The sequence below is a fragment of the Pseudomonas sp. LBUM1673 genome (assembly GCF_059695645.1).
Map to the genome: position 1 here is coordinate 2,520,700 of NZ_CP166780.1, position 22,777 is coordinate 2,543,476.

Sequence of the window (22,777 nt, forward strand, 5' to 3'; positions counted from 1 at the left end):
AGTTTCCTCGGGGCCGAGACCGGGGGAGAGGCCAGGCGCATGTTCACGCCGGTCACCCTGCGCACTTGCCTGGATGCGGTACATGGGACGGACTTGGCAGGCGTCGATTTCACCTGCGCGACGGCTTTGGCGGGGCTGGCGAGCGTTGCATGCGAACGGCTCAGACCATTGCGCGACGGATTCGGAAGGTTGGCACAGGCAATCGAGACGAACGAAGCGGATGCCCAGGCGCTGGGTGCCAAGGCGGCGCTGGAGTCGGCTCCCTTTCTGATTGGCAGCCAGCACCTGATTCATGGGGTGTGTGGCAGCTGGAATAATGAAGCGCACCATGCCATGGCAGCGCTGAGTATCCATGCGGCGGATGTGGGTGCCGGTCAGCCGGGCGCCAGTCGTATCCAGCGCTACCAGGAATTACTGCGTCAGCATGCGCTGGCAGATGCTGGCGAAGATCTCCTGCGAGCGGTGGCCGACCCAAGGATCTCGGACGGAGCCTTCAACTTTGCCTCGACCCTGGTCGTACTGGGGCATTTCCCGGAGTCGCTGACGGCCCAGATATTGGGGGTCAACCTTTACCTGCGCCATTGCGGGCTGCTGCCCTCGTTCGAGTTCATCGCCCGTAATGAGCCGTCCGCCCGCCAATTTCTCGATCTGGGTCGCGACCCCACCGGTAGTACCGACGATCTCGCTGTGCTCGCTGAAATGGCAGTCCGGGAATTTCTCGTGCAAATGGGCGCGGCCGAAAACGATGGGGTACGCCAAGGCTACCTGTGGGCGCGCTGGCAGGTCGAGGAGATGAACGAAGCGCTGCTCAATGTGCTTGAGCGCTGGCTCGATCCGAGAGAGGCGGCACGCCACCTGATCAGCCGACGTCGGCTGGATGCTTGCCAATACCATGACAAGACACGGCTGAATAAGGTGCCGATGAAGCCCTTGCTCGAGGTCGACGACTCCTTGAAGTTCCTCGACCATCTTGCCGCCAGCGCCTACGTGCGGGCGGGCAAACCGGAATCGAGTCCACTGCTCACCAGCCTGATTTCGCCGCGGGGCAAGATGTTCCGAATCTTCAGTCGCGACGATATTGCCATTCTTCACCGCTGGGTCTCCAGCTTGCCTTACTCCGATGCGCCCATGCAGCCCCCGGCTTTCCAGGTATGGAAAGACGACGGGATACTCGCCGGGAGTCTTCGCGAGGACGCTGAAACCCAAGCGTTGGTCGAAAGATTCAGTCCACGAGAGGCCTACCCGCGCATGTTGCGCATGGAGCTCACGCCGTCGGAGGAATCCTATGCCGGTCACTACGTGAAGAGCTGGCTGGCCAGGGCCGCCCGTGGCGTCGCCAAGGGGCATTGCTCGTTGCCAGAGCATTGGGCTCCCGGCGTCCTGCAGCAGTGGTTGCAGGGCCAGCATGAAGCTTCCAACCAGGCACTGGAGCAGAACGAAGAGCTGCCGTCTCGCGATGAGGTGGTCGCCGATATCCTGTCCCTGGCGCCGCTGACAATGATCGACGGGGCTTGGCTGGCCGGGTTCGCCCACCCGGCGGTCGCCTCCACGGCGTACGGCAGCCGACTGTTTGAAACGCTTTTCGATGAGTTGGGCAACGGAATCGAGGCGCAGAACCATCCCGTCATCTACCGCCATCTGCTCAAGGCAGTACATGGCGAGTTGCCAGCCACCGCCGACCCTGGATACGCCAACGCAGCTTGCTTCAACGACGAAGACTTCGAGCTGCCCGTGTTCTGGTTGTCGATCGGACGATATCCCCAAACCTACTGCCCGGAGATTCTCGGGCTGAACCTGGCGATGGAGCTATCCGGTGTCGGTGGCGGTTATCGGCGTACCCACAAGGCGTTGGTCGCCTACGGCTATCCGACGATGTTCGTCGATCTGCACAACTCCATCGACAACATCTCCACCGGGCATACGGCATGGGCTGCTGCGAGTCTGGACACCTACCTTTGCGCATTTTCTCGAAGTGACCGTGATGAACTTTGGAGGCGCGTCCGTAATGGATTCGTCGCGCTCAATCCACCCAGGGAGCAAACAATGCTGGATAAGTTTCGCGAAAAAGTGAGGTCGCTGCTATGACGGTTACGCTTGGCATTTCTGCCTTTTATCACGACAGCGCGGCCACTCTGGTGGTGGACGGCAAGATCGTCGCCGCGGCCCAGGAAGAGCGTTTCAGTCGGATCCGACATGACCCGGGTTTTCCACGCAGGGCCATTGAGTACGTCCTGAAGAACGCAGGTATAAACCTGGCCGATGTCGACCATGTCGCCTATTACGAAGACCCGGCGCTCAAGTTCCGTCGGGTGCTCTCGACGGCAGCCGTGGCTGGGTTTTCGGCAGCGCGCACCTATGCACCGGTGCTTGGCGAATGGCTATCAACCAAGCGCCGAATGGACCGTGAGGTCGTGCGTCATCTCAGAACGATGGGAGACCGGGACGGTCGCCAAATCGAAGTGCATGGCCACCACGAGTCCCACGCTGCATCGGCGTTCTTCCCTAGTCCGTTCCAGAGCGCTGCGATCCTGTGTATCGACAGTGTCGGCGAATGGGCGACGACCACTCTCTGGCACGGTAAGCCAGAAGGCATCGAGCTGGTCGCAGAGTTGTCCTTCCCCCATTCGTTGGGTCTGCTTTACTCGGCCTTCACCTATTTCTGCGGCTTCAAGGTGGACTCCGGCGAATACAAACTCATGGGACTTGCGCCTTATGGCAAGCCTCTCTACGTCGACACGATCCTCTCGCATCTGATCGATGTGAAGCCCGATGGCAGCTTCAGACTCGACTGGACCAAGTTCGAGTTCATCAAGGGCCAAGTCATGACGGGCGATGCTTTTGAGCAGCTATTCGGTGGCCCCCGGCGCTTGCCCGAGGCCCCCCTTACCGATCGCGAGTTCGATTTGGCAGCATCGGTGCAGAAAGTCACAGAGATCGTCGTTTCGCGTCTGGCCAAGACCGCCCATGAGCTCACTGGCGAGACATCGCTATGCATGGCTGGGGGCGTTGCCCTTAACTGCGTAGCCAACGGCGTGATCTCACGTGAGCGAACGTTCGACCGACTGTGGGTGCAACCGGCAGCTGGCGATGCGGGTGGCTCGCTGGGCGCCGCGCTGCTGACTGATCGCAAGCATCGCAGGGTAGCAAGCCGCGAACTACCGGCTGGCGTCCGTGATGGCATGAGCGGAGCATTGCTTGGGCCGGAGTACAGCGAGGAGCAGATCAGGGACGAACTGGAAGCCTGCGGCGCTGTTTTTCACAGGCTTTCGCAGGAAGAACTCGACCAGCGGGTGATCACCAGCATAGAGGAGGGCGGGGTCATCGGCTGGTTCCAGGGTCGAATGGAGTTCGGTCCACGATCACTTGGCAGCCGTTCGATCCTGGGTGATCCGCGCCGCTCGGACACTCAGTCAAACATGAACCTGCGCATCAAGTTTCGCGAGTCCTTCCGCCCCTTCGCTCCCGTGGTGCTTGAGGAAAAAGCGGCAGACTACTTCGACATCGTAGAGGAAAGCCCCTACATGCTTGTGGTCTCGCCAATTGCAAAGGTCATTCGCAAGACGATCCCACAGGAGAGTGCGCGGCTTACCGGCATCGACTTGCTCAAGTTGGTGCGTAGCGATCTGCCAGCAATCACCCACGTGGACTTCTCGGCAAGGGTGCAGACCGTGGACCGGGAGCGCAACCCGCGGTTCCGGGCGTTGCTCGAACACTTCTACCAGCGTTCAGGGTGTCCTGTACTGGTCAACACCTCGTTCAACGTGCGCGGTGAGCCCATTGTGAACACGCCGTTCGAAGCTTATCGCTGCTTCATGCGTACCCATATGGATGTGCTGGCGATTGGCGATTTCTACCTTGATAAGTCGCAGCAGCCTCAGTTTGAGGAAGCGGTCGACTGGCGCGAGACAGTACCGCTGGATTAACTATTTCAGACACTAGGGAAGGTGCACTATGGATTATGTTCTGCTCTACCTGATCCTGCCGCTGGGGGTGTTTATCCGGCGAACTAAAGCGTTCGCCCATCGGCCGGACCCCAAGGTCACCTCATACCTGAACCGCAAATTATGAGCGTCATGGCCATAGATGTTCAGGAGGCGTCGTTGGTACAGGTGATGACCGTCAATGATCCCGACCTGACCGGGCTGGAGGGCTGTCGCGTGAGGTTGGCCGAAACGCCGCACTGTGCTGACAGTGTGGGCGCAGTTGGCGGGGACTGGCTCGGCACCGTGTTGGGCCGGGATATCGTCGAGGCGATTCGCGCATTTCCTGCCAGCCCGAACAAAGCGCTGCTGATCAGAGGCATTTCGATCTCTACGGACGTCGCGACGCCGCTCAATGGCTTCCTGCCCAATGCCGAGTGCGTTCTTGACTTTGATCTGCTGCACTTTGGCATGCTGCGGCTGCTGGATGTCAGGCCGCATGCAGTCGAGTATGAAAACTTCGGCAAGCTGGTCAGAAACGTCGTTCCGGTCCCGGAGGCCGCGGGCACCACGAGCTCGTGGGGGGCCGATGTGGAGTTTTTCTGGCACACCGACAACCCCAATTGGCCCTTCGCCGATCAAAGCCGAAATGTCGCGACTTCCGTGCCGAATTTCCTGGCCTTCACCGCCGTGCGTAACTTTGAAGGTGCCTCCACCGACATTGTTTGTGTGGATCATGTCCTTTCACAGCTGCCCACCTGGGCGATCGCCCAGTTGCAGAAGGCTGCCTACACCTTTGGTGCCCCCGCTTCCAACGAGGGCTTCGATGGCCAGCCGAGGGTGCTGCCGGTGCTGGAGCAGGACGATGGCGGTTATCGCCTGCGCTTTGACGATGGCATCGTGGCCGCGCTCGACCTGGACAGCGAAAAGGCTCTTGCGCTCCTGCGCCAGTGCCTGCGTGATGCCCAGGGTATAGAGGTGGTGCTGCAGCCAGGCGACTTCTTCATTTTCAAAAATGCCCGCGTGCTGCACCGACGCAAGGCGTTCCAGCCCCTGCTCAACGGCAAGGCGCGCTGGTTGCGCAGGGTGTACGGCAGTTGAGCCTTTTCTTCAAAAACCATCACGATAGACATGGAGTTCATGCATGAACAAGCGTATCGCAGTAGTCGGTGGCCGCCCCGCGCCTATTCACGGTGCCAAAGAACTGGGCATCGACGTAGTACTGGTGCATCAAGAGGGTGACTACGAGCAGGAGATCCTCGCCCATTGCGAGCAGGTGGTGCATGCCAGGCTTGACGACGCCGAGGCCATTATCAAGGTCCTCGAGCCCCTGCACCGCGACCGTCCGTTCGATCGCATCATTACCACCACCGAAGTGGCGGGCGAGTCAACGGGCAAGGTGGTCGATCACTTCGGCCTCACCGGGGTTTCCTATAAGACTGCGCGCCTGCTCAAGGACAAAGTGGCCATGCGCGAGTTGCTGGTCGAGCACAACCTGAGTCCGGTAGCCTATTGCCATGTCACCAGTGCGCAGGATGCCATCGCGTTCGTCAAAGAGCATGGCAAGTCGGTTCTCAAACCAGCCGAAGGCGTAGCCAGCCTGCATATCCATCCCTGCGATGACGAAGCCTCCGCTTCCAAGGCCTGGCAAGCGCTTCAGGATGCCGACGTCAAGCACATTATCATCGAGGAGTACCTGGAAGGGCCGGTCGTCAGCGTCGACTCCTTCTCGTTCAAGGGGCGCCACCTTCCGATTGGTTACTCCCAGTACCGCATGAACGACAAATACGTTGAGTGGGAGGTCAGCACGCCGAGCACTGATGCCAAGAAATGGCTGAGCGAGCTGAAGGAAATGACCTGCCGCCTGCTCGACGCCGTAGAGCTGGAGGAAGGTCCTTCCCACAGCGAGTTCGTGCTGACCCCGAAAGGTCCTCGTGTACTCGAATCCCACGCTCGCCTGGCGGGCTCGGGTGCCCCGGAACTGGTGCGGCGTGCGTTCGGCCTGGACCTGAACCGCATGTTCCTGACTGTGCCACTGGGTATCGACACCCTGCCGGATGTGTCGCCCGAGCCGATAGCGGGTGCCGCGATCCAGTTCTTCGTACCGACGCCTGGCAAGGTAAGAAAGGTCGAGCTCGATCTCAAGCCTGACGTCGATGTGCGCCATACCAAGCCAGGCGAGACTCCACTGGTGTTCCTGCCGTTCCTGTTCGAACTGGGCGCAGCCGAGCGTGCCGTAGTCATCCAGAAGCATGAGGGCGACAAGATTCCGCCGCTCGACACCGTTGCCGACTGCGTTTCAGGGTATGTCCTGGCAACAGGCTCCTCGCGCGAGGACGCCGTTCGGCTCGGCGACGAACTGGTGGCGGCGGTCCACTTCATCGTGGACCCCACGGCATGAGATATGTCCTGTGCTTGCACCGTTGGGTAGGCTGCCAAGCGCTCTATGACCAATACGAACTGCCTGCAGGCATGCAAATTCGGGCGATCTGCACGCCTGAATCCCTTGCGTCCCTGCCGAGCGAGCGTCTGGCGTCAAGCTCGACGCTCGCCTCACTGGACGATGCCGAGGCGGTCATGGTCGAGGTTGAGCACTTGGTCGAGCAACATGGCGTTCCAGCGCTGGTGGTTGCCCTCAATGAGGGCGACCTGCTCAATGCTGCTTCTATCCGCGAGCGATGGCAGATACCGGGAGATCTTGTCGCCTGGACCGAGCGGTTCCGCGACAAGCTCACTATGCTGGAGGTCGCTGGCCGGCAAACGTCGATCGGCGTGCTGCCTGCCTCGCCCGCCGATTCCCGCGAAGCGGTGGAGCGACTGGCGGCCGAACACGGCTATCCGCTGGTGCTCAAGCCGCGCTATGGCACGGCGAGTCGCGGCGTAAAGTTTCTTCGCGGCCCAGGGGATCTTGATCAGATCCGGCAGGCAACGGAGCCGATGATGGTCCAGGCTTACTGCGCGGCCCCCATCCTGCACGTAGACGGCTGGTGGGATGGGCAACGGATTGTGGTCGTCACGGCGTCGCGTTATGTGAATAGCTGTGCCGATTTCGGTCCGGACAGCCCGCTGGGTAGCATCGAACTCGAGGAGGGCGACGACGAACAGCGGATTGCGGGGCGCGTCGAGCAACTGCTGGCAGTTTTCGCGCCTGAGCGAGAAATCGTCTTTCACCTCGAACTGTTCGACCTGGATGACAAATGGCTGTTCCTGGAAATCGGTGCCCGAGTCGGTGGAGCCGAAATCCCGTTCCTCTGGCGAGAGGTAAGGGATATCGACCTGCTGGGGATCGCTTGGGAACTCCAGACAGGGGCGTCTACCCGCTACAGGGACCTTGCGCGCAGCCTTAGCAAGGAGGGCAGGCCATTGCACCGCGAGCGGGGTGCATGGGTGATCGCCCGCCGCAACAGCTCGCCGCGCGATGGCTTGGGTACCCTGTACTGGACTCAGCCGCAGAACCTGGATCGCTTCGCCAGCGGTGTTTATGAGGGCGCTGGCACCCGCCTTCGCCTGCGTAGCTTCGATCGTCACGCGTTGGTACGTGACGTGGGGAAGATCTTCGAACAGTTATCCGAGCCATGGGGAGCTCAATCTTGAAAACAGCAGTTATTACAGGTGCCAGCAGTGGCATTGGTGAGGCATGCAGCCGTACCTTGGCCAGTCGTGGCTGGCGGGTATTCCTTGTGGCGCGCAGGGGTGATCGGCTTGAGCAAATTGCTGGTGAAATCGGCGGACACGCCATTGCGCTGGATGTGACACAAGCGCGAGAAGAGGACTTGGTGCAGATTTTTGAGTGCGATCTTCTCGTGAACTGTGCGGGCGGTGCGATCGGCCTGGATGCGGTAGACCGGGCCAGTGCCGAGGATTGGACGAACATGTTCAACAGCAACGTACTGGGGACTTTGCGGATGACCCAACTGATATTGCCCCGGCTCATTGCATCCCAAGGGTGTATCGTCAATATTACCTCTACGGCTGCGCTGGCCGGTTATGAGGGGGGAGGCGGCTATTGCGCGGCCAAGAGTGCTCAGCGCGCGCTGACCCATTCCTTGCGACTGGAGATGAAGGGCGTACCGGTGCGCATCACCGAGGTGCTCCCCGGCATGGTGCATACGCCAGAGTTTTCCTTGAATCGTTTTCGCGGCGACGCCGAACGGGTCAGTGCCATCTACGAGGGTGTCGACCGGCCTTTGAGCGCGGACGATGTCGCCCAAGTCGCGGCCTGGGTTGCCGATCAGCCCGCCCATGTTAATGTCGACGAAATCGTGGTTCGGCCAGTGGCACAGCGCGCTCAGCATGCGCTGTTCCGCGGCAGTCTCGGCTGGCTCGAGCAGCCGCAGGCGGACAAATCCCCTTTGAACGAAGGAGCACGCTAATGATGGCGCTGGAAAACCTGGCCGGTGTGGCCATCATCTCCTTGGGCATGGTTCTGACACCTGGTCCCAACATGGTCTACCTGACCTCGCGGGCGATTTCCCAAGGGCGGCTGGCCGGGATGATTTCGCTGGCGGGTGTGGCGCTAGGCTTCGTGTGCTACCTGCTGGCTGCGGGACTGGGATTGGCGGCCTTGTTCAAGGCGGTGCCAGTAGCCTACGACGTCGTCAGGATCGCAGGCGCATTCTATCTGGGCTACCTGGCCTGGAACATGCTGAAGCCCAGGGGGACTTCCCCCTTCGAGGCGCGCGAACTGCCACCTCACTCGCCGAGACGGCTGTTCACCATGGGGCTGGTGACGAACCTGCTGAATCCGAAGATTGCGCTGATGTATTCCGCGCTGATTCCCCAGTTCATCGACCCTTCCGCAGGGTCTACCTTCCAGCAATTCATCCAGATGGGGCTGGTACAGATCACCATTGCCGTGACAGTGAACGGCATGATCGTCCTCGCCGCCTCCCGGGTCAGCGGATTCCTGGCCAAGCGACCCTCTGCCATGCGCACCCAACGCTGGGTGTCCGGGACTGTTCTGGGCGTCTTCGCGGTCGATATCCTGCTGCGCAAACCGCTCACCTGATAAAAGACCGAGTGTTTCGCAAGCCCTGCAACGACGAGGCCCGACCAATAGCGGCAATGCTGTTCACTTAAGCGCGACTCTTCAGTCATGCCTACCTTTGTGGCGAGCGAGCTTGCTCGCGTTGGGCTGCGTAGCGGCCCCAAAAATCTGATAACAATCGCCGATTTTTGTGAGTGCTACGCACTCAAGCGCGAGCAAGCTCCCTCGCCACAGGTTACTCACTGACTCAAGACGCTCTTAAGTGAACAGCATTGCGGCCAATGGCGGGCCTTGTCATTTGGCGGAGCCACGGGGGATTTAATTCAAAAAACTTTTCCCTGCTCAATCAGCACCTCGATTCGCCATTCGATCTATATCCCTACGCCTCCTCCAGTGGTTGATTTCCTTGAACCTTCGCGCACTCATCCGGGGTCTGATGACAATAACGGTTTGATTCAGTCATAAACCCTGTGGAGGGCGCCATGGGCAAGCCGCTCGAAAAGTACAACAACATGAGGGACTTCGGAAAAAGTCCCGAGCCTGCCGGTGTTTCCAAACCCGCTAAAGGCAGACGACAAGGCAAAGCGCATGCGCTGCAGTTCTGCATTCAGAAACATGACGCCTCGCACCTGCATTATGACTTTCGCCTGGAACTCGATGGCGCGCTGAAAAGTTGGGCGGTGCCGAAAGGGCCGTCGCTGGACCCCAAGCTCAAGCGCCTGGCAATCCACGTCGAAGACCATCCGCTGGATTACGCCACGTTTGAGGGCACCATTCCCGAAGGGCATTACGGTGCCGGAGACGTGATCGTCTGGGACCGCGGGGTGTGGATTCCCCAGGACGATCCGGCCAAGGCGTACACCAAGGGCCGACTGAAATTCGAGCTGCAAGGGGAAAAGCTCGGCGGCCTGTGGAACCTCGTGCGCACCCACATGCCGGGCAAGCAGGAGCAATGGTTTCTGATCAAACATCAGGACAGCGCCGCCAGACCCGATAGCGAATACGACGTGGTCGCCGCCGAGCCCGACAGCGTGCTCAGCGAGCGCACTATCGTGGAAAAAAAGCATGGCGCTGAAAAGCCTAAACCGATCAAAAAAGCCCCGGCCAAGGCACGCAGGGAAAAGTCGCCACAACTGACGGGCGCCCGCAAGGCCAAGTTGCCGGAATTGCTCAAGCCTGAACTGGCGACGCTGGTCGAATCCGCTCCGAGTGGCGAATGGAGCTATGAGATCAAATTCGACGGCTACCGGGTCATGACGCGCATTGACCACGACGAGGTCAAACTCTTCACCCGCAATGGCCACGACTGGACCCACAAATTGCCCGGGCAAGCCGAGGCGTTAGCGGCGCTGGGCCTGGAATCGGCCTGGCTCGACGGCGAAATGGTGGTGGCCAACGAGCAGGGCGTTCCGGATTTTCAGGCGCTGCAAAATGCGTTCGATGCCGGCCGTAGCGCCAGCATCGTTTACTACCTGTTCGATGTGCCCTACCTCAATGGCGTGGACCTGCGTGAAGTGCCCGTCGAAGAGCGCAGGGCGGCACTGGCGACTGTGCTCAAACTCAATGAAAACCCGCTGTTGCGATTCTCCGACGCGTTCGGCGAGTCCCCGGAGGCCTTGCTCAACAGCGCCTGCGAAATGCAGATGGAAGGTTTGATCGGCAAGCGTCTGGGGTCGCCTTACGTGTCCCGGCGCACCAGCGACTGGATCAAGCTCAAGTGCAAACATCGGCAGGAATTCATCGTGGTCGGCTTCACCGACCCCAAAGGCGCGCGCAGTGCCTTTGGCGCGTTGCTGCTGGGGTTGCACGACCGCGACAGCGGTGAGTTGCGCTATGCCGGCAAGGTCGGCACCGGGTTCAACGAGGCGACCCTCAAGCGTATTTATGAACAACTGAAACCGCTGCAGACGAAAAAACCGTCGGTGGTCAATCCGCCTAGCGGTTTTGAAGCCAAGGGTGTGCATTGGCTCAAACCCACTGTGCTGGCGGAAGTGGCCTTTGCCGAAATGACCAAGGACGGCTCGGTGCGCCACGCCGTGTTCCATGGTCTGCGTGACGACAAGCCTGCCGAAGGAATCACAGAGGAGCTGCCGAAAACCGTGAAAATCTCAGCGACTAAAAAGAAAACCACCCAAGCCGCACCCGCACCGTCACAAGTCGGCCTTGCCAGCGGCAAAGTGCGCATCACGCACCCGGACCGGGTGATCGATGCCAGCAGCGGCACCACCAAGATGCAACTGGCGGAGTACTACGCCAGCGTCGCCGAGTGGATCCTGCCGCAACTCAAGGACCGGCCGGTGGCGCTGGTGCGCGCGCCGGACGGCATCGCCGGCGAACTGTTCTTTCAGAAAAACGCAGAGAGTCTGGCCATTCCCGGAATCGCCATCCTGGACAAGGCACTGACGGGCCAACCGATGATGGTCATTAACAACGCCAAAGCCCTGATCGGCGCGGTGCAGATGAGCACAGTGGAACTGCACACCTGGAATGCCACGTCAGTCGATCTGGACAAACCCGACCGTTTTGTCCTCGATCTGGACCCGGACCCGGCGCTGCCCTGGAAGAGCATGGTCGAAGCGACCCGGTTGACCCTCACGGTGCTCGATGAACTGGGGCTCAAGGCGTTTCTCAAAACCAGCGGCGGCAAGGGAATTCACTTGGTCGTACCGCTGACCCGCAAACACGGCTGGGACGAGGTCAAGGATTTCAGCCACGCGATCGTCAGCCACATGGCCAAGCTGTTGCCGGAGCGGTTTTCCGCGGTGTCCGGACCGAAAAACCGTGTCGGGCGCATCTTCATCGATTACCTGCGCAATGGTCTGGGTGCCACCACTATTTGTGCTTATGCCGTGCGCACCCGCGAAGGGCTGCCGGTGTCGGTGCCGATCTTTCGGGAAGAGGTCGCCGAGCTCAAGGGCGCCAATCAATGGAACCTGCACACCGTGCATGAGCGCTTGGCCGAGGTGGGCGATGAACCCTGGGCCGACCTGAAGAAAACCCGGCAGACGATTACCGCCGACATGCGGCGGCGGGTCGGGATGAAAAAGTAGTGAATCAAGAAGGAAGGTGGCGAGGGGGCTTGCCCCCGTTTGAGTGCGTAGCACTCACAAGATCTTTGGTACATCAGAGATTTTGGGGCCGCTTCGCAGCCCAACGGGGGCAAGCCCCCTCACCACAGGCTCGCCGCCTGGAGGACTATTGTTTGCCGACCGCAGCGGCCAGCAGCGGCGCCACCTGTTCATCGGTCAATGCCGCGTGGACTTCCATGCTCATGAGGTCGCTCCATTCCAGCACCCACTTCTGTATCGCCACCGGATCACTGGCCTCGGCAATGCCAAAACCGCTCGAACCGCCGACGGCATGCCAGCGCCCCAGCATGCTGACGCCTGCGGGTGGCGCGCCACCGGTCTTGAGAAAACGTTCGATCGCGCTGTTGCGATGTTGCGGACTGATGGACCAACTGACCATGAATAACATTTGCCACCTCCTGCTACGGATTGGCACCTTTTATCTTCGCGCACCTGGCTGGCGCCGGGGCCACGGTCACGCCTGTGTTTGCAGCTCCATCCTGGCTGGCCTGAAACCCGTTCTCCCATGAGAAGGCATAGCAGCGGCTCGCGTTGCGCGTATGACCGCTGATCCTGTTTCAGGGCATTCGAACGAACGTATCGGGATAACGGAGTAAACCATCAGGCATCACGCAACAAGTCGTTGGCATTGAGCAGCTCGTAGGCAACTTCCGGGTGCTTCTCCAGCCCTCGGCGAATTGCCGCCGGGATCGACTGACGGGTTTTGCGGCACAGGCCCGGCAGTTCTCCCAAGGTGATATTGATACCGCGCATGGTGCGCACTTCATTGAAACCCGGGACGATCTCAACGCGCAGACCCAACTGCTCATACATCCGCCGTTGCAGACGCTCCAGGTCGCTCAGGCTCTGAAGGTTTTCCAGACGTTCGATCAGGCGCTTCTCTTCTGATTGGGTCAGGCTCAGGATGCGCAGGTCCATGCCGGGAGTTTCCAACAGCTGCTCACGCTCGCAGATGCAGGCACCGGGCGGGCAGGGTTGGCGGATCGGAAGAGAGGTCGTCATGGGGTTCAATCATAGAGCGCTCTGATCGGGTTTGCCCATGGGGTTGTTGTGCCAGTTATCCCCGGCAACGCATCCGGCCCGATGCGCTCGGTTATCGGTCCAGCAGAGGTGCCAGCAGTGCACACATGCCGCGCCAGTGCGAACCCTCCCAGTAAACCCGTTGGCAGGCGTCGCAGCGCAGGAAGTGCGAATAGAGGGCGCCAACGCGTGGCGGCACCTGCGGCCGAGCCAGTTCCGGGCTGATCTCGTGCAGCGGCAGGTTGCAATGAAGGCAGAGGCTGAAGGGCCGCGCGCTACGCGCCAGGTCGAGGCGCTCGTACAATTCGCGCAGCTGCAGCGACGGTTTCAGGGCATGCACGTAACAGCCGTGGCTGATGATCCGCCGCTTGAGCAGTTCGCGGTCGCGGGTTAGCACGATGCGTCCTTGCTGCGCAGCGATCTCGGCGATTTCGCCATCCTCGAAGCCATTGTCGTAGAGGGTGTCGAAGCCGCTCATGCGCAGCAGGCTGGCCAGCCCGCCTAGGTGCGCATCAGCGACGAAGCGCAGCACCCGTAAAGGTTGCGCACGAATCTTCAGCAGCGGGCTGATGTCCAGCGCTTCGAACTTGGGATACACCGCCAGCCGGTCACTGTCGAAAATCACCCGCTCGAAGCCCGCCGACTCGCCGTTGAGCAGCACCAGCTCGACCTCGGTGTGCGGTATCCCGAGCGCCTCGATCATGTGCTTGACCGTCGCCCCTCGTGCGCACGCGCAGGTAAAGGACTGCCGCCGCCGTTCGGCCGGCAGGAAATCGTTGAGCTCCTCGTAGAAGCGGAAGGTAGCACTGGTCATGCTGAACAGTATGGCAGGGCTGCCGGATGAGTCGCTTTGAAGGCGCAAGAATCGTCCGCTTTTGGCCGACTACTGCCTGTCGTCAGGGGCTGTAATCGACCCAAAGTGTCGTTACCTACTTTACTGAGGCGTGGTGTCGTGTTGAATCCGTGGATTGAAATGCACGTGGCGTACTGTCTGTTATTTTTCGAAACGCCGCCACATAAGCCGCGGCGCTCGCAAACTTTAAAATGTGCGCAACCGATTTGACGGATCGATTCGATGCCAGTAGATCCAGTGAGGCGACGATACGTGCCCGTTGATGCCAGGTGCGATAGCTCAAGCCTACTTCTGCGGTAAAGCGCCGCGTAAAAGTGCGTTCAGACATGGCTGCACGATACGCAATTTCAGAGATTGGCCAATGCCACTGATTGCCTGAAATCAGTTCCATCAATGCCGCGCGCAGCCTGTCGTCAGTCGGCATCGGTAAGTGCGTCGGTAGGCAGGCCGATTCGCACAATGCATGCAGTAGTAGATTCACCATCAGATCGCGCATTTCACCCTCGCGCGGCTGCTCGAACAAGCCCAGTACCAACTCCTTGATCAAGGTGGATGCCACAACCGCATGCACCTCGTTGCAATGCGCAAAGCCGGCAATGTTGGCAAAGAACGCCGGTTGGAAATACACCGTTCGCATCTCGACATCCGACAGGATCTGAATGGCATGCGGTTGATGCGCAGGTATCCACAGCGCGCGTTGCGGCGGTACCGTCCAGCGACTCAGGGGGGTCTCAACCAACATCGTGCCGCTCAACGCAAACACCAGTTGCCCATTCTGGTGCTCGTGCGAAGGCAACACAGCACCACGCTCATACCGCTTCGCCAATAGGCGAAATTGAACGGGGTCGTTATGGCGCTTCGACGATGTATTTTGGCTGATGGAGTCTGACATGCCAAACATACTATAGGACTCTGACTACTTGAATCGAGGCCATCATGCATCGTGATTCTGATCTTGTTCACCTGGGACGTACCAGCGCCGCAGCGGTTCACGCTGTCAATCCGCCCTTGGTGCGTGCGTCAACGGTGGTGTTTGACACCCTGGAGGAATACCGGCAGTCGTATCAGGGCAGGGTTTTTGAATCTTCACGTTATGGGCGCTCGGGCACGGTCACCACGTTTGAGTTACAAGAGGCCATGGCGCGCCTTGAGAAAGCCGAAAGCTGCATCGCGACCTCCAGCGGATTGAGCGCTATCGCGGCAGTACTAGGCGCACATGCGGGGCCGGGAAAACATATTCTGGTCTACAGCGGTGTGTATGGCCCGACCCGCGCATTCTGCGAGCAATCGCTGACAGCACTCGGCACGACGATCAGCTTCTTCAATGACAGCGCCGAAGTGAGCCAACTGATCAATGACGATACGAGCCTTGTCTTCGTCGAAATTCCTTCGTCATTGACGATGCAGATGTCGGACATCACGCAAATTTGCGTGGCGGCGCATGAACGAGGCATACCGGTTGCCTGCGACTCAACTTGGGGTTCACCGGTGTATTTCAACGCGCATGCATTGGGGATCGATATTTCGATTCATGCGGCCACCAAGTTCATCAATGGCCACTCAGACGTCATTCTCGGTCTGATTACCGGCGCTTACTCGACATTGGACACTGCGCGCAAATGGTGTGACCGCTACGGCTCACATGCTTCCCCAGACTCTTGCTGGCTCACCTTGCGCGGATTGAGAACACTGGCCGTGCGCATGCCCCGGCATCAAGCCAACGCAATCGAGGTCGCTGAATGGCTGTGCAAGCATTCGAAGGTCAAGCGCGTGATGTTTCCAGTGTTGGCCTCAGATCCTGGGCACGAACTTTGGAAGAAGCAGTTTTCCGGTGGCGCCGGCCCCTTTACCTTCGAATTGCAATCCTGCAACGAAGCCGCGTTTGAACGCTTTATCAATGCGCTGAACTTGTTTGGTCTGGGTACCAGTTGGGGCGGTTTTGAGAGTTTAGTGATGCCCGCAATCCCATACGAACTGCGCACGGTTAAGACTCTGCCGGACGAAGGGCGGCTCGTTCGCCTGCACATCGGGCTCGAACACGCGCCAGATCTGTGTGCAGATCTGGCTCACGCGTTTGATCAAATGGGCGAATGAACCTGGGCAACTGAATCGAATCAGGTTCCATAGTCATACGGCCAAATTATCTACCCAGTCTCGCAAAGCCAAGACATGGTGTGCACTTAAAATTTAAGTGGGCACCAGTTCTAGCCTTTTAGGCAGAATCAACTGAGAAGCCCGAACTATGTATTCCTCATTGGGGGGAATAGTCATTGAGTGGGTTTTTTTAAGGCCGCTGTGCGCCCCAGCGGGAGCACGCCCCTCGCCACATGTCTCGCGCCGGCCTTGTCGGGGCGCATTACCTCCCAGTACTAAAGGAGGTGCCAATGAAAGCTAAAGGACCATTCCAGTCTGGCGTCATAGGCTTAGGCTCAATCCCATGATCAAAAGATACCGGCTGCGATGGCCCATCCACCTCTGCATCTTAAACACTGTTCGCCTGAACACTTGATGCTGCACCGTCTCCCGCTGAACTTCGTCAATGATGACCATCAGACGAGCCTCACAACCTGCGATATGAGTACAAGACCTCACCTGATTTCCGGGTTTCCAGAATAAAAGAGGATTTATCATGAGCAGCACCTTCTTCATTCCATCCGTGAACATGATGGGCATTGGCAGTCTCGACGAAGCAATGCTCGCAATCCGCAAATATGGTTTCCGTAAAGCCTTGATCGTCACTGATGCAGGCCTGGCCAAAGCCGGCGTGGCCGCCAAGGTAGCCAGCCTTCTGGCTCAGCAGGACATCAACTCCACCCTGTTTGATGGCGCCAAACCGAATCCGACGGTCAGCAATGTCGAGAAAGGCCTTGAGCTGCTTGGTCGCAGCGACTGTGATTTCATTATTTCCCTGGGCGGCGGTTCACCCCATGACTGCGCCAAGGGCATTGCCCTGTGCGCCGCCAACGGCGGGCACATCAGTGATTATGAAGGCATGGATCAATCCGCCAAGCCACAGATGCCGTTGATCGCGATCAATACCACCGCCGGAACGGCGAGTGAAATGACCCGTTTCTGCATCATTACCAATGAAGTCCGGCACGTGAAAATGGCCATCGTCGACCGTAACGTCACCCCTCTGTTGTCGGTCAACGATCCTTCGTTGATGGCAGACATGCCCAAAGGCCTGACCGCCGCCACCGGCATGGACGCGCTGACCCACGCTATCGAAGCCTATGTGTCGACTGCGGCAACGCCGATCACTGATGCCTGTGCACTCAAGGCCGTGGAATTGATCTCGGCCAACCTGCGCACTGCCGTTGCCCAGGGTGACGACATGACCGCCCGGGAAAATATGGCCTACGCGCAATTTCTTGCCGGCATGGCCTTCAACAATGCTTCGCTGGGCTATGTCCACGCCATGGCGCACCAACTGGGAGGGTTCTACGACCTGCCCCACGGCGTCTGTAATGCGATCCTGCTGCCCCATGTCGCCAGCTTCAACGCCAGCGTATGCCCGGCCCGGTTTAAAGACATCGCCAACGCAATGGGTGTCGACACCCGGCATCTGGATGCGGAAAAAGGCGCCGCCGCGGCCATCACCGCCATCCGTAAACTGTCTTCGGATGTCGGTATTCCGAGCGGTCTCGCCGAACTGGGCGCCAAGGCCGACGATATCCCGATCCTGGCAACCAACGCCATGAAGGATGCCTGCGGCTTTACCAATCCGCGTCCTGCCAATCAGGACGAGATCGAGCAGATTTTCCATACCGCGATGTAACCGATGTGAAGTGACGCCAGCCAGATCAAAAGCCCCGCCTTCGGTTGAAGTGCGGGGCTTTTTTTGGTTCTTCACGGGTTACTCGACTTTGAATCCCGGCAAGCCCTGAGTAGCTCGCCATTCCTTGAGTGTGCGGGTGATGCCTATGCGTGTTGCGGTTTCCATGTAAGCAAAGTATGCAGACAGGCCAGGCGCGATGATGGGAGTGTCTTGTTACCTGGTTACTGACCGCCACGTCACCAGTCCATCCAGGTCATGGCTGGACTTCAGGTATCTGAGCATGTTTTGCGCCTCGGCCTTTTCTTCAAACGGGCCTGCGAAAACGTGGGGCGCTTCATCGAGTATTGTTGGTATGTCGATTAGCATCATCTGTGCAGCCATCCGTTCAAATTCTTCATCGGTATGGGCAGTAATGCGTGCTACCCAGCCGCTGCGATTCCTCAGGGCGATAGGCTCCACTTCGGCTCCGCAGCGCTTACATCGTGAGGCTGCAGCTTTGATGGCTTGGGTGCAGGCAGGGCAGGGGCGCAGATCTTCGTGCACTAGGGCGTCAACACCGGTTTTTGCCAACCGTGGCATTAACAACACGGCGATCAGGGCTACGCCGGGAAGGAAAAGCCCGATTGCAAACCATCTTGGCCCTGATCGTCCGCGTGTACTCGCAACGTAAGCGGTCACGCTCGTGAGAATGAGCCAGAGGGGGAGTGGGATGCCCATTGCACTTCCTTGTTTGAAACTTGAGTGAGAACCCCGCTGACCGGGCTCATCAAAATATCTACTCTTTGTCAGCAACGCCACAAATAGAGAACAAAGGTTGCAATCGACTCCTGGCGGACACTCCTCAGGACTACCTTCCAGGCATCACGATATTCGATTCGATTTTTTTCCCCATGCTAATACGTGGTTCGATCGAGTAGCCCAGTGACTCGTAGAAGGTTTTGACGTTTTCATTTGCGCTGACAATTTGCAGGTTGATTTTCATGCACCCCCGGGCGGTCAAGGCGCCCTCAGCATGACGGATCAGGTTTGCTCCTATGCCTTTTCTACGATGTGAAGGATGCACCGCAACCGAGTACAACCATCCACGATGGCCGTCGTACCCTACCAGAACGGTGCCAACAACTTCATTTCCCGCTAGAGCAACAAAAAAGAGGCCATCCGATAGGGCCAGCTTCTTGTCGATAGCAAGGCTGGGGGTGTTATGCGCGGTTTCGTAACCGAATACGGTTTCCCATAGTTCCATGACGGAAAGTCGATGGTGTTCGTTTGAATAGTCGGCAATAGCATCCATGGCACAGTCCTCGAATTGAAAGGGCTGACGCTATCCCCCTGTTGAGGGTACTGTCTACTGTCTTCTTTTGGGCTGATTGCTGCCTGTCGCGAAGGGCCGATTGCGGACATTCGAGCGTGCATCCAACGTCGCGGTGAAAGCGAGGCAGCACGCTCTGTGAGACGTTCGTCCCTACGACTAAATCTGCGACTGGACAGGCAATGAGGCAGTCATCTGAGCGTGGCAAACCTCAAGTATTTCATCGGCCAGCGATGAGTCATCCGGACAGGCGCGCGACAACATGATCGCGCCGACAGCATGCGCCAGCATGGCGATCATCTTCACTCTCCCTTCCCCCGGCGGCGTGTCTGGCCCCGATGGATACTTTTCCCCCAGTGTTTGCAACGTGCGCTCTATCCCTTCGGCAAACGCCGCTTTCAACTCGTCGGACTGGCGCGCTGCGTCGCCACACAAAGCAGCCATGGTGCAACCGCTGCCGCGGCCGTCCCGGTGATCTCTCGACACATACACATCGATAAACCCCTGAACGTCGAGTGCTTCGGCGCCAGCCAGTGATCGGGAAAGACTGTTGGCGGAGGCCTCGGCCATCAGGTCAGCCTTTGAGCCGAAGTGTTTGTAGAAACCACCATGGGTGAATCCGGCGGCCGCCATCAGGTCGGCCACACCTACACCGTCAAAACCTCGCTCGCGAAACACCACAGAAGCCGTCTCGACGATGTGTTGCCGATTTGCCTGGGCTTGGGCCTTGGTCACTCTCATGTGCAACACCTCATGTGCGCCAAAAATCATGCGCCAATGATACATAGATGTTGGACGTAATCAAAATCGTTGACAGCTTAGATTTCGATCATCATCATAATCGAAAGCAACATGACTACTTATCAACGAGCACGGAACAAAGATCACATGAGCGACCAGAATCTGTTTACCGCTTACACGCTTGGCTCTCTGACGCTGTCGAACCGAATCGTTCTCGCCCCTCTGACGCGAAACCGCGCAGGCGAGGGCTTCGTGCCGAGTGAGTTTGCACCTGTCTATTACAGCCAGCGCGCCACCGCAGGCCTGCTGATTTCCGAAGCCTCGCAGATCTCCCGACAGGGGCAGGGCTATCAGGACACCCCCGGCATTTACACTCAGGCGCAAATTGAGGGCTGGCGTAAGGTGACCGATGCCGTCCACGCAAAGGGCGGGAAAATTTTCCTGCAGCTGTGGCATGTGGGCCGCGTTTCACACGTTGACCTGCAAGAAAACGGTGCTGCTCCGGTAGCCCCCTCAGCGCTTCGCCCCGCGACCAAAGTGTTCGTCAACAATAGTTTTCAGGACGTTTCCGAGCCGCGAGCGCTGGATATCAGCGAGCTGCCCGGCATCGTCAACGATTTCCGCCAAGCGGCGACGAACGCTATTGCGGCAGGCTTTGATGGTGTGGAAATCCATGGTGCGAATGGTTATCTGCTGGATCAATTCATCAAGGACGGCGCCAACGTGCGTACCGATGCCTATGGTGGCTCAATCGAAAACCGTGCGCGCCTGTTGCTGGAAGTGACCGCAGCGGTCATCAGCGAAATCGGTGCTGATCGCACTGGCGTTCGCCTCTCGCCCGTCTCGCCGGCCAATGGTGTTTCAAGCAGCAATCCACAGGCGCAGTTCGATTACATCGTCGATCAACTCAATGCCTTGGAGGTCGTTTACCTGCACGTGGTCGAAGGGGCGACTGGCGGGCCTCGCGAAGTGGCGCCCTTCGATTTCGAAGCCTTGCGCCGGCGCTTCAAGAACACCTACATCGCCAACAACGGCTATGACTTGGACTTGGCCACATCGCGACTCGCTGAAGACAAGGCCGACCTGATCGCTTTTGGCCGCCCCTTTATCGGCAACCCTGATCTGGTGGAGCGACTCAAGACCGGCGCTCCAATGTCCGCCTTCAATCCAGCCACTCTCTATGGCGGCGGTGCGGCGGGATACATCGACTACCCGACAATTGCAGAGTCGAGCGCTGCTGCGAGCTGAACACAATGTGATTGCGCTTGCTTTGCGCATCAACCCTTATCGACGTACCTGAAAAGAGATGAAGCCATGAACACTCGTCCCACCGTTCTGATCACTGGCGCCTCCACCGGCATCGGCGCTGTTTATGCCGAGCGTTTCGCTCAACGCGGGCACAATCTGATCTTGGTCGCTCGCGACCATGTGCGTCTGCAAATACTTGCAACCAAGTTGCGCAGCGAACACAAAGTTGCCATCGACGTCCTTCAAGCGGACTTGACCCAGCTCAGCGATTTGGCGAACGTCGAAGCGCGCCTGCGCGATGACGCCAGCATTGGCATCCTCATCAATAACGCCGGCGCCGCGCAGTCGGGCAACTTCATCGAACAAAGCACCGACAGCGTCGGGCATCTGGTAGCGCTCAATACGACCGCATTGGTACGTCTCGCCAGTGCCATCGCTCCACGTCTGGCCAAAGCGGGGAATGGTGCGATTATCAACATTGGCTCGGTGGTCGGTCTGGCTCCCGAGTTTGGCATGTCGGTCTACGGGGCGACCAAGGCGTTTGTGCTGTTCCTTTCCCAGGGCCTTAGCCTGGAGCTCTCACCCCAAGGTGTTTACGTGCAAGCCGTTCTGCCGGCCGCCACCCGCACAGAGATCTGGGATCGCGCCGGTATCGACATCAATACTTTAAGCGACATCATGGAAGTGGGTGACCTGGTCGATGCCGCGCTGGTCGGTTTCGACCGTCGCGAGCCGGTGACTATCCCACCGCTGCAAGAAGGTGAATGCTGGGATGCCCTGCAAACAGCGCGTCAGGGCCTGCTTTCGCAGATCAAACAGTCCGTTGTTGCGCAACGATACCAAGGCCCTGCCTGATTTTTTAGAGCATGCCGGCCTCGCCTCGCAATCGGACGGAAAAAAATGAGCCTCACGTGTACAGAAAACCACTCTGGATTGCAGATGCCGTTCATCAAGGCAGCTAACCAATCGATAACGGTTGACGGGATACCCTTCGTCTACCGTGACTTGGGGCCCAGGAATGCGGTACCTCTCGTTCTGTTTAATCATTGGGGGGCGGTGCTGGACAACTTCGATCCACGGATCATAGATGGATTGGCAACCACACGACGTGTCATCGCCGCCGACTACCGCGGCATCGGTGGCTCGGGTGGAATTGCGCCACTGACCGTTGGTGAAATGGCTGACGATGGGATAGGTCTGATTCGCGCGCTGGGTTTTGATCAGGTCGACCTGCTCGGTTTTTCACTCGGCGGCTTTGTTGCTCAAGATATCGCCCTGAAGGCTCCCGAACGGGTGCGCAGACTGATCCTCACAGGGACCGGACCTGCCGGTGGCGCAGGCATCGATAAGGTCGGTTCGGTAGCGTGGCCGTTGATTGTCAAAGGCTTGCTGACGTTGCGAGACCCCAAGTTCTACCTGTTCTTTACCTCGACGGCCAACGGACGCCGCGCCGCGTCTGAGTTTTTGAAGAGGCTGAAGGAACGCCAGAAAGATCGGGACAAAGGTCCAGCACCCCGGGCTTTTCTACGGCAGTTGAAAGCCATCACTGCGTGGGGCAAACAGGCGCCGCAAGACCTTGCTCTCCTGCGAGTTCCGACACTGATAGCCAACGGAGATAGCGACATCATGGTGCCCACAGTGAACTCGATTGCACTGTCGAACCGCATTCCCGACGCACAGTTGATCATTTACGAAGACGCCGGGCACGGCGGGATTTTCCAGCACCATGCTGATTTCGTGGCGAAGGCGTTGGCGTTCCTTGATGCCTGACAGCATCGAGTCTTATCGCATCAATATTGTAAGGGCCACTGCCACATCCTCATTCGAACTGA

General features: G+C 58.8%; 20 protein-coding genes. 13 read left to right on the forward strand and 7 right to left on the reverse strand.

All coding sequences use genetic code 11. The annotated features are described in order from the left end of the window. Positions 1–39: 39 nt before the first annotated feature. From ACA044_RS11420 to ligD, 8 genes are all read left to right on the forward strand, one after another. The gene (locus tag ACA044_RS11420) at positions 40–2,085 is read left to right on the forward strand and encodes an iron-containing redox enzyme family protein (RefSeq protein ID WP_497446427.1); all 2,046 of its coding nucleotides are present in this window, start codon (positions 40–42) and stop codon (positions 2,083–2,085) included. Next, positions 2,082–3,923 carry a carbamoyltransferase family protein gene (locus ACA044_RS11425; RefSeq protein WP_497446428.1) on the forward strand — a complete coding sequence of 614 codons (1,842 nt, stop codon included), beginning with the start codon at positions 2,082–2,084 and terminating at the stop codon, positions 3,921–3,923. Before ACA044_RS11420 ends, ACA044_RS11425 begins: the two co-directional genes overlap by 4 nt. 141 nt (positions 3,924–4,064) lie before the next feature. Next, positions 4,065–5,021, forward strand: coding sequence for a TauD/TfdA family dioxygenase (locus tag ACA044_RS11430; protein WP_497446429.1), 957 nt, complete (start codon positions 4,065–4,067; stop codon positions 5,019–5,021). 43 nt (positions 5,022–5,064) lie between these two features. After that, positions 5,065–6,321 carry an ATP-grasp domain-containing protein gene (locus ACA044_RS11435; RefSeq protein ID WP_497446430.1) on the forward strand — a complete coding sequence of 419 codons (1,257 nt, stop codon included), beginning with the start codon at positions 5,065–5,067 and terminating at the stop codon, positions 6,319–6,321. Next, positions 6,318–7,514, forward strand: a complete 1,197-nt coding sequence (locus ACA044_RS11440) for an ATP-grasp domain-containing protein (protein WP_497446431.1) — start codon at positions 6,318–6,320, stop codon at positions 7,512–7,514. The genes ACA044_RS11435 and ACA044_RS11440 overlap by 4 nt, the downstream gene beginning before the upstream one ends. Next, a complete protein-coding gene (locus tag ACA044_RS11445; protein ID WP_497446432.1) occupies positions 7,511–8,293 on the forward strand; it encodes an SDR family NAD(P)-dependent oxidoreductase in 783 nt (260 codons plus the stop codon). The genes ACA044_RS11440 and ACA044_RS11445 overlap by 4 nt, the downstream gene beginning before the upstream one ends. Next, on the forward strand, positions 8,293–8,928 hold the full coding sequence (locus ACA044_RS11450) for a LysE family translocator (protein ID WP_497446433.1): 636 nt from the start codon (positions 8,293–8,295) through the stop codon (positions 8,926–8,928). The genes ACA044_RS11445 and ACA044_RS11450 overlap by 1 nt, the downstream gene beginning before the upstream one ends. A gap of 461 nt (positions 8,929–9,389) precedes the next feature. Then, positions 9,390–11,957 carry a DNA ligase D gene (gene ligD, locus ACA044_RS11455; protein ID WP_497446434.1) on the forward strand — a complete coding sequence of 856 codons (2,568 nt, stop codon included), beginning with the start codon at positions 9,390–9,392 and terminating at the stop codon, positions 11,955–11,957. A 145-nt stretch (positions 11,958–12,102) separates the two neighbouring features. Here ligD and ACA044_RS11460 read toward each other — a convergent pair whose 3' ends face one another. The 4 genes from ACA044_RS11460 to ACA044_RS11475 form a co-directional block, all read right to left on the reverse strand. Continuing rightward, positions 12,103–12,384 carry a DUF3303 domain-containing protein gene (locus ACA044_RS11460; RefSeq protein WP_497446435.1) on the reverse strand — a complete coding sequence of 94 codons (282 nt, stop codon included), beginning with the start codon at positions 12,382–12,384 and terminating at the stop codon, positions 12,103–12,105. Between the two features lie 212 nt (positions 12,385–12,596). Next, complete coding sequence (locus ACA044_RS11465) at positions 12,597–12,998, reverse strand: hypothetical protein (RefSeq protein ID WP_497446436.1); 402 nt, start codon at positions 12,996–12,998, stop codon at positions 12,597–12,599. 91 nt (positions 12,999–13,089) lie between these two features. Then, positions 13,090–13,830 carry a Mut7-C RNAse domain-containing protein gene (locus ACA044_RS11470; protein ID WP_497446437.1) on the reverse strand — a complete coding sequence of 247 codons (741 nt, stop codon included), beginning with the start codon at positions 13,828–13,830 and terminating at the stop codon, positions 13,090–13,092. A 115-nt stretch (positions 13,831–13,945) separates the two neighbouring features. Beyond that, on the reverse strand, positions 13,946–14,761 hold the full coding sequence (locus ACA044_RS11475; RefSeq protein WP_497446438.1) for an AraC family transcriptional regulator: 816 nt from the start codon (positions 14,759–14,761) through the stop codon (positions 13,946–13,948). A 44-nt stretch (positions 14,762–14,805) separates the two neighbouring features. On the opposite strand from ACA044_RS11475, the gene ACA044_RS11480 reads away from it, so the two are divergent. After that, a complete protein-coding gene (locus ACA044_RS11480; RefSeq protein WP_497446439.1) occupies positions 14,806–15,963 on the forward strand; it encodes a trans-sulfuration enzyme family protein in 1,158 nt (385 codons plus the stop codon). Positions 15,964–16,498: 535 nt separating this feature from the next. After that, the gene (gene yiaY, locus ACA044_RS11485) at positions 16,499–17,647 is read left to right on the forward strand and encodes an L-threonine dehydrogenase (protein ID WP_497446440.1); all 1,149 of its coding nucleotides are present in this window, start codon (positions 16,499–16,501) and stop codon (positions 17,645–17,647) included. 213 nt (positions 17,648–17,860) lie between these two features. Here the strand turns inward: yiaY and ACA044_RS11490 are convergent, their stop codons facing one another. The 3 genes from ACA044_RS11490 to ACA044_RS11500 all read right to left on the reverse strand — a co-directional run bounded on the left by ACA044_RS11490 (position 17,861) and on the right by ACA044_RS11500 (position 19,697). Continuing rightward, complete coding sequence (locus ACA044_RS11490; protein ID WP_497446441.1) at positions 17,861–18,364, reverse strand: SPOR domain-containing protein; 504 nt, start codon at positions 18,362–18,364, stop codon at positions 17,861–17,863. Between the two features lie 130 nt (positions 18,365–18,494). Then, positions 18,495–18,938 carry a GNAT family acetyltransferase gene (locus ACA044_RS11495; protein ID WP_497446442.1) on the reverse strand — a complete coding sequence of 148 codons (444 nt, stop codon included), beginning with the start codon at positions 18,936–18,938 and terminating at the stop codon, positions 18,495–18,497. Between the two features lie 177 nt (positions 18,939–19,115). Beyond that, positions 19,116–19,697 (reverse strand): TetR/AcrR family transcriptional regulator, encoded by a 582-nt coding sequence (locus tag ACA044_RS11500; protein ID WP_497446443.1) that lies wholly within the window; start codon positions 19,695–19,697, stop codon positions 19,116–19,118. A gap of 147 nt (positions 19,698–19,844) precedes the next feature. On the opposite strand from ACA044_RS11500, the gene ACA044_RS11505 reads away from it, so the two are divergent. The 3 genes from ACA044_RS11505 to ACA044_RS11515 all read left to right on the forward strand — a co-directional run bounded on the left by ACA044_RS11505 (position 19,845) and on the right by ACA044_RS11515 (position 22,715). Further along, positions 19,845–20,945 (forward strand): alkene reductase, encoded by a 1,101-nt coding sequence (locus ACA044_RS11505; RefSeq protein ID WP_497446444.1) that lies wholly within the window; start codon positions 19,845–19,847, stop codon positions 20,943–20,945. Positions 20,946–21,011: 66 nt separating this feature from the next. Continuing rightward, complete coding sequence (locus tag ACA044_RS11510) at positions 21,012–21,800, forward strand: SDR family NAD(P)-dependent oxidoreductase (protein ID WP_497446445.1); 789 nt, start codon at positions 21,012–21,014, stop codon at positions 21,798–21,800. Positions 21,801–21,845: 45 nt separating this feature from the next. Next, positions 21,846–22,715: an alpha/beta fold hydrolase gene (locus ACA044_RS11515; protein WP_497446446.1), complete on the forward strand. Its 870-nt coding sequence runs from the start codon at positions 21,846–21,848 to the stop codon at positions 22,713–22,715. The last annotated feature ends 62 nt before the right edge of the window (positions 22,716–22,777 follow it).

Bases quoted from the DNA above. Each gene is read 5' to 3' on its own strand.
- ACA044_RS11440 (WP_497446431.1), top strand. From the start codon at position 6,318: ATGAGATATGTCCTGTGCTTGCACCGTTGGGTAGGCTGCCAAGCGCTC.
- ACA044_RS11460 (WP_497446435.1), bottom strand. From the start codon at position 12,384: ATGTTATTCATGGTCAGTTGGTCCATCAGTCCGCAACATCGCAACAGC.
- ACA044_RS11430 (WP_497446429.1), top strand. From the start codon at position 4,065: ATGAGCGTCATGGCCATAGATGTTCAGGAGGCGTCGTTGGTACAGGTG.
- ligD (WP_497446434.1), top strand. From the start codon at position 9,390: ATGGGCAAGCCGCTCGAAAAGTACAACAACATGAGGGACTTCGGAAAA.
- ACA044_RS11465 (WP_497446436.1), bottom strand. From the start codon at position 12,998: ATGACGACCTCTCTTCCGATCCGCCAACCCTGCCCGCCCGGTGCCTGC.
- ACA044_RS11515 (WP_497446446.1), top strand. From the start codon at position 21,846: ATGAGCCTCACGTGTACAGAAAACCACTCTGGATTGCAGATGCCGTTC.
- ACA044_RS11425 (WP_497446428.1), top strand. From the start codon at position 2,082: ATGACGGTTACGCTTGGCATTTCTGCCTTTTATCACGACAGCGCGGCC.
- ACA044_RS11450 (WP_497446433.1), top strand. From the start codon at position 8,293: ATGATGGCGCTGGAAAACCTGGCCGGTGTGGCCATCATCTCCTTGGGC.
- ACA044_RS11435 (WP_497446430.1), top strand. From the start codon at position 5,065: ATGAACAAGCGTATCGCAGTAGTCGGTGGCCGCCCCGCGCCTATTCAC.
- ACA044_RS11505 (WP_497446444.1), top strand. From the start codon at position 19,845: ATGAGCGACCAGAATCTGTTTACCGCTTACACGCTTGGCTCTCTGACG.
- ACA044_RS11495 (WP_497446442.1), bottom strand. From the start codon at position 18,938: ATGGATGCTATTGCCGACTATTCAAACGAACACCATCGACTTTCCGTC.
- yiaY (WP_497446440.1), top strand. From the start codon at position 16,499: ATGAGCAGCACCTTCTTCATTCCATCCGTGAACATGATGGGCATTGGC.
- ACA044_RS11480 (WP_497446439.1), top strand. From the start codon at position 14,806: ATGCATCGTGATTCTGATCTTGTTCACCTGGGACGTACCAGCGCCGCA.
- ACA044_RS11475 (WP_497446438.1), bottom strand. From the start codon at position 14,761: ATGTCAGACTCCATCAGCCAAAATACATCGTCGAAGCGCCATAACGAC.
- ACA044_RS11500 (WP_497446443.1), bottom strand. From the start codon at position 19,697: ATGAGAGTGACCAAGGCCCAAGCCCAGGCAAATCGGCAACACATCGTC.
- ACA044_RS11490 (WP_497446441.1), bottom strand. From the start codon at position 18,364: ATGGGCATCCCACTCCCCCTCTGGCTCATTCTCACGAGCGTGACCGCT.
- ACA044_RS11510 (WP_497446445.1), top strand. From the start codon at position 21,012: ATGAACACTCGTCCCACCGTTCTGATCACTGGCGCCTCCACCGGCATC.
- ACA044_RS11420 (WP_497446427.1), top strand. From the start codon at position 40: ATGTTCACGCCGGTCACCCTGCGCACTTGCCTGGATGCGGTACATGGG.
- ACA044_RS11470 (WP_497446437.1), bottom strand. From the start codon at position 13,830: ATGACCAGTGCTACCTTCCGCTTCTACGAGGAGCTCAACGATTTCCTG.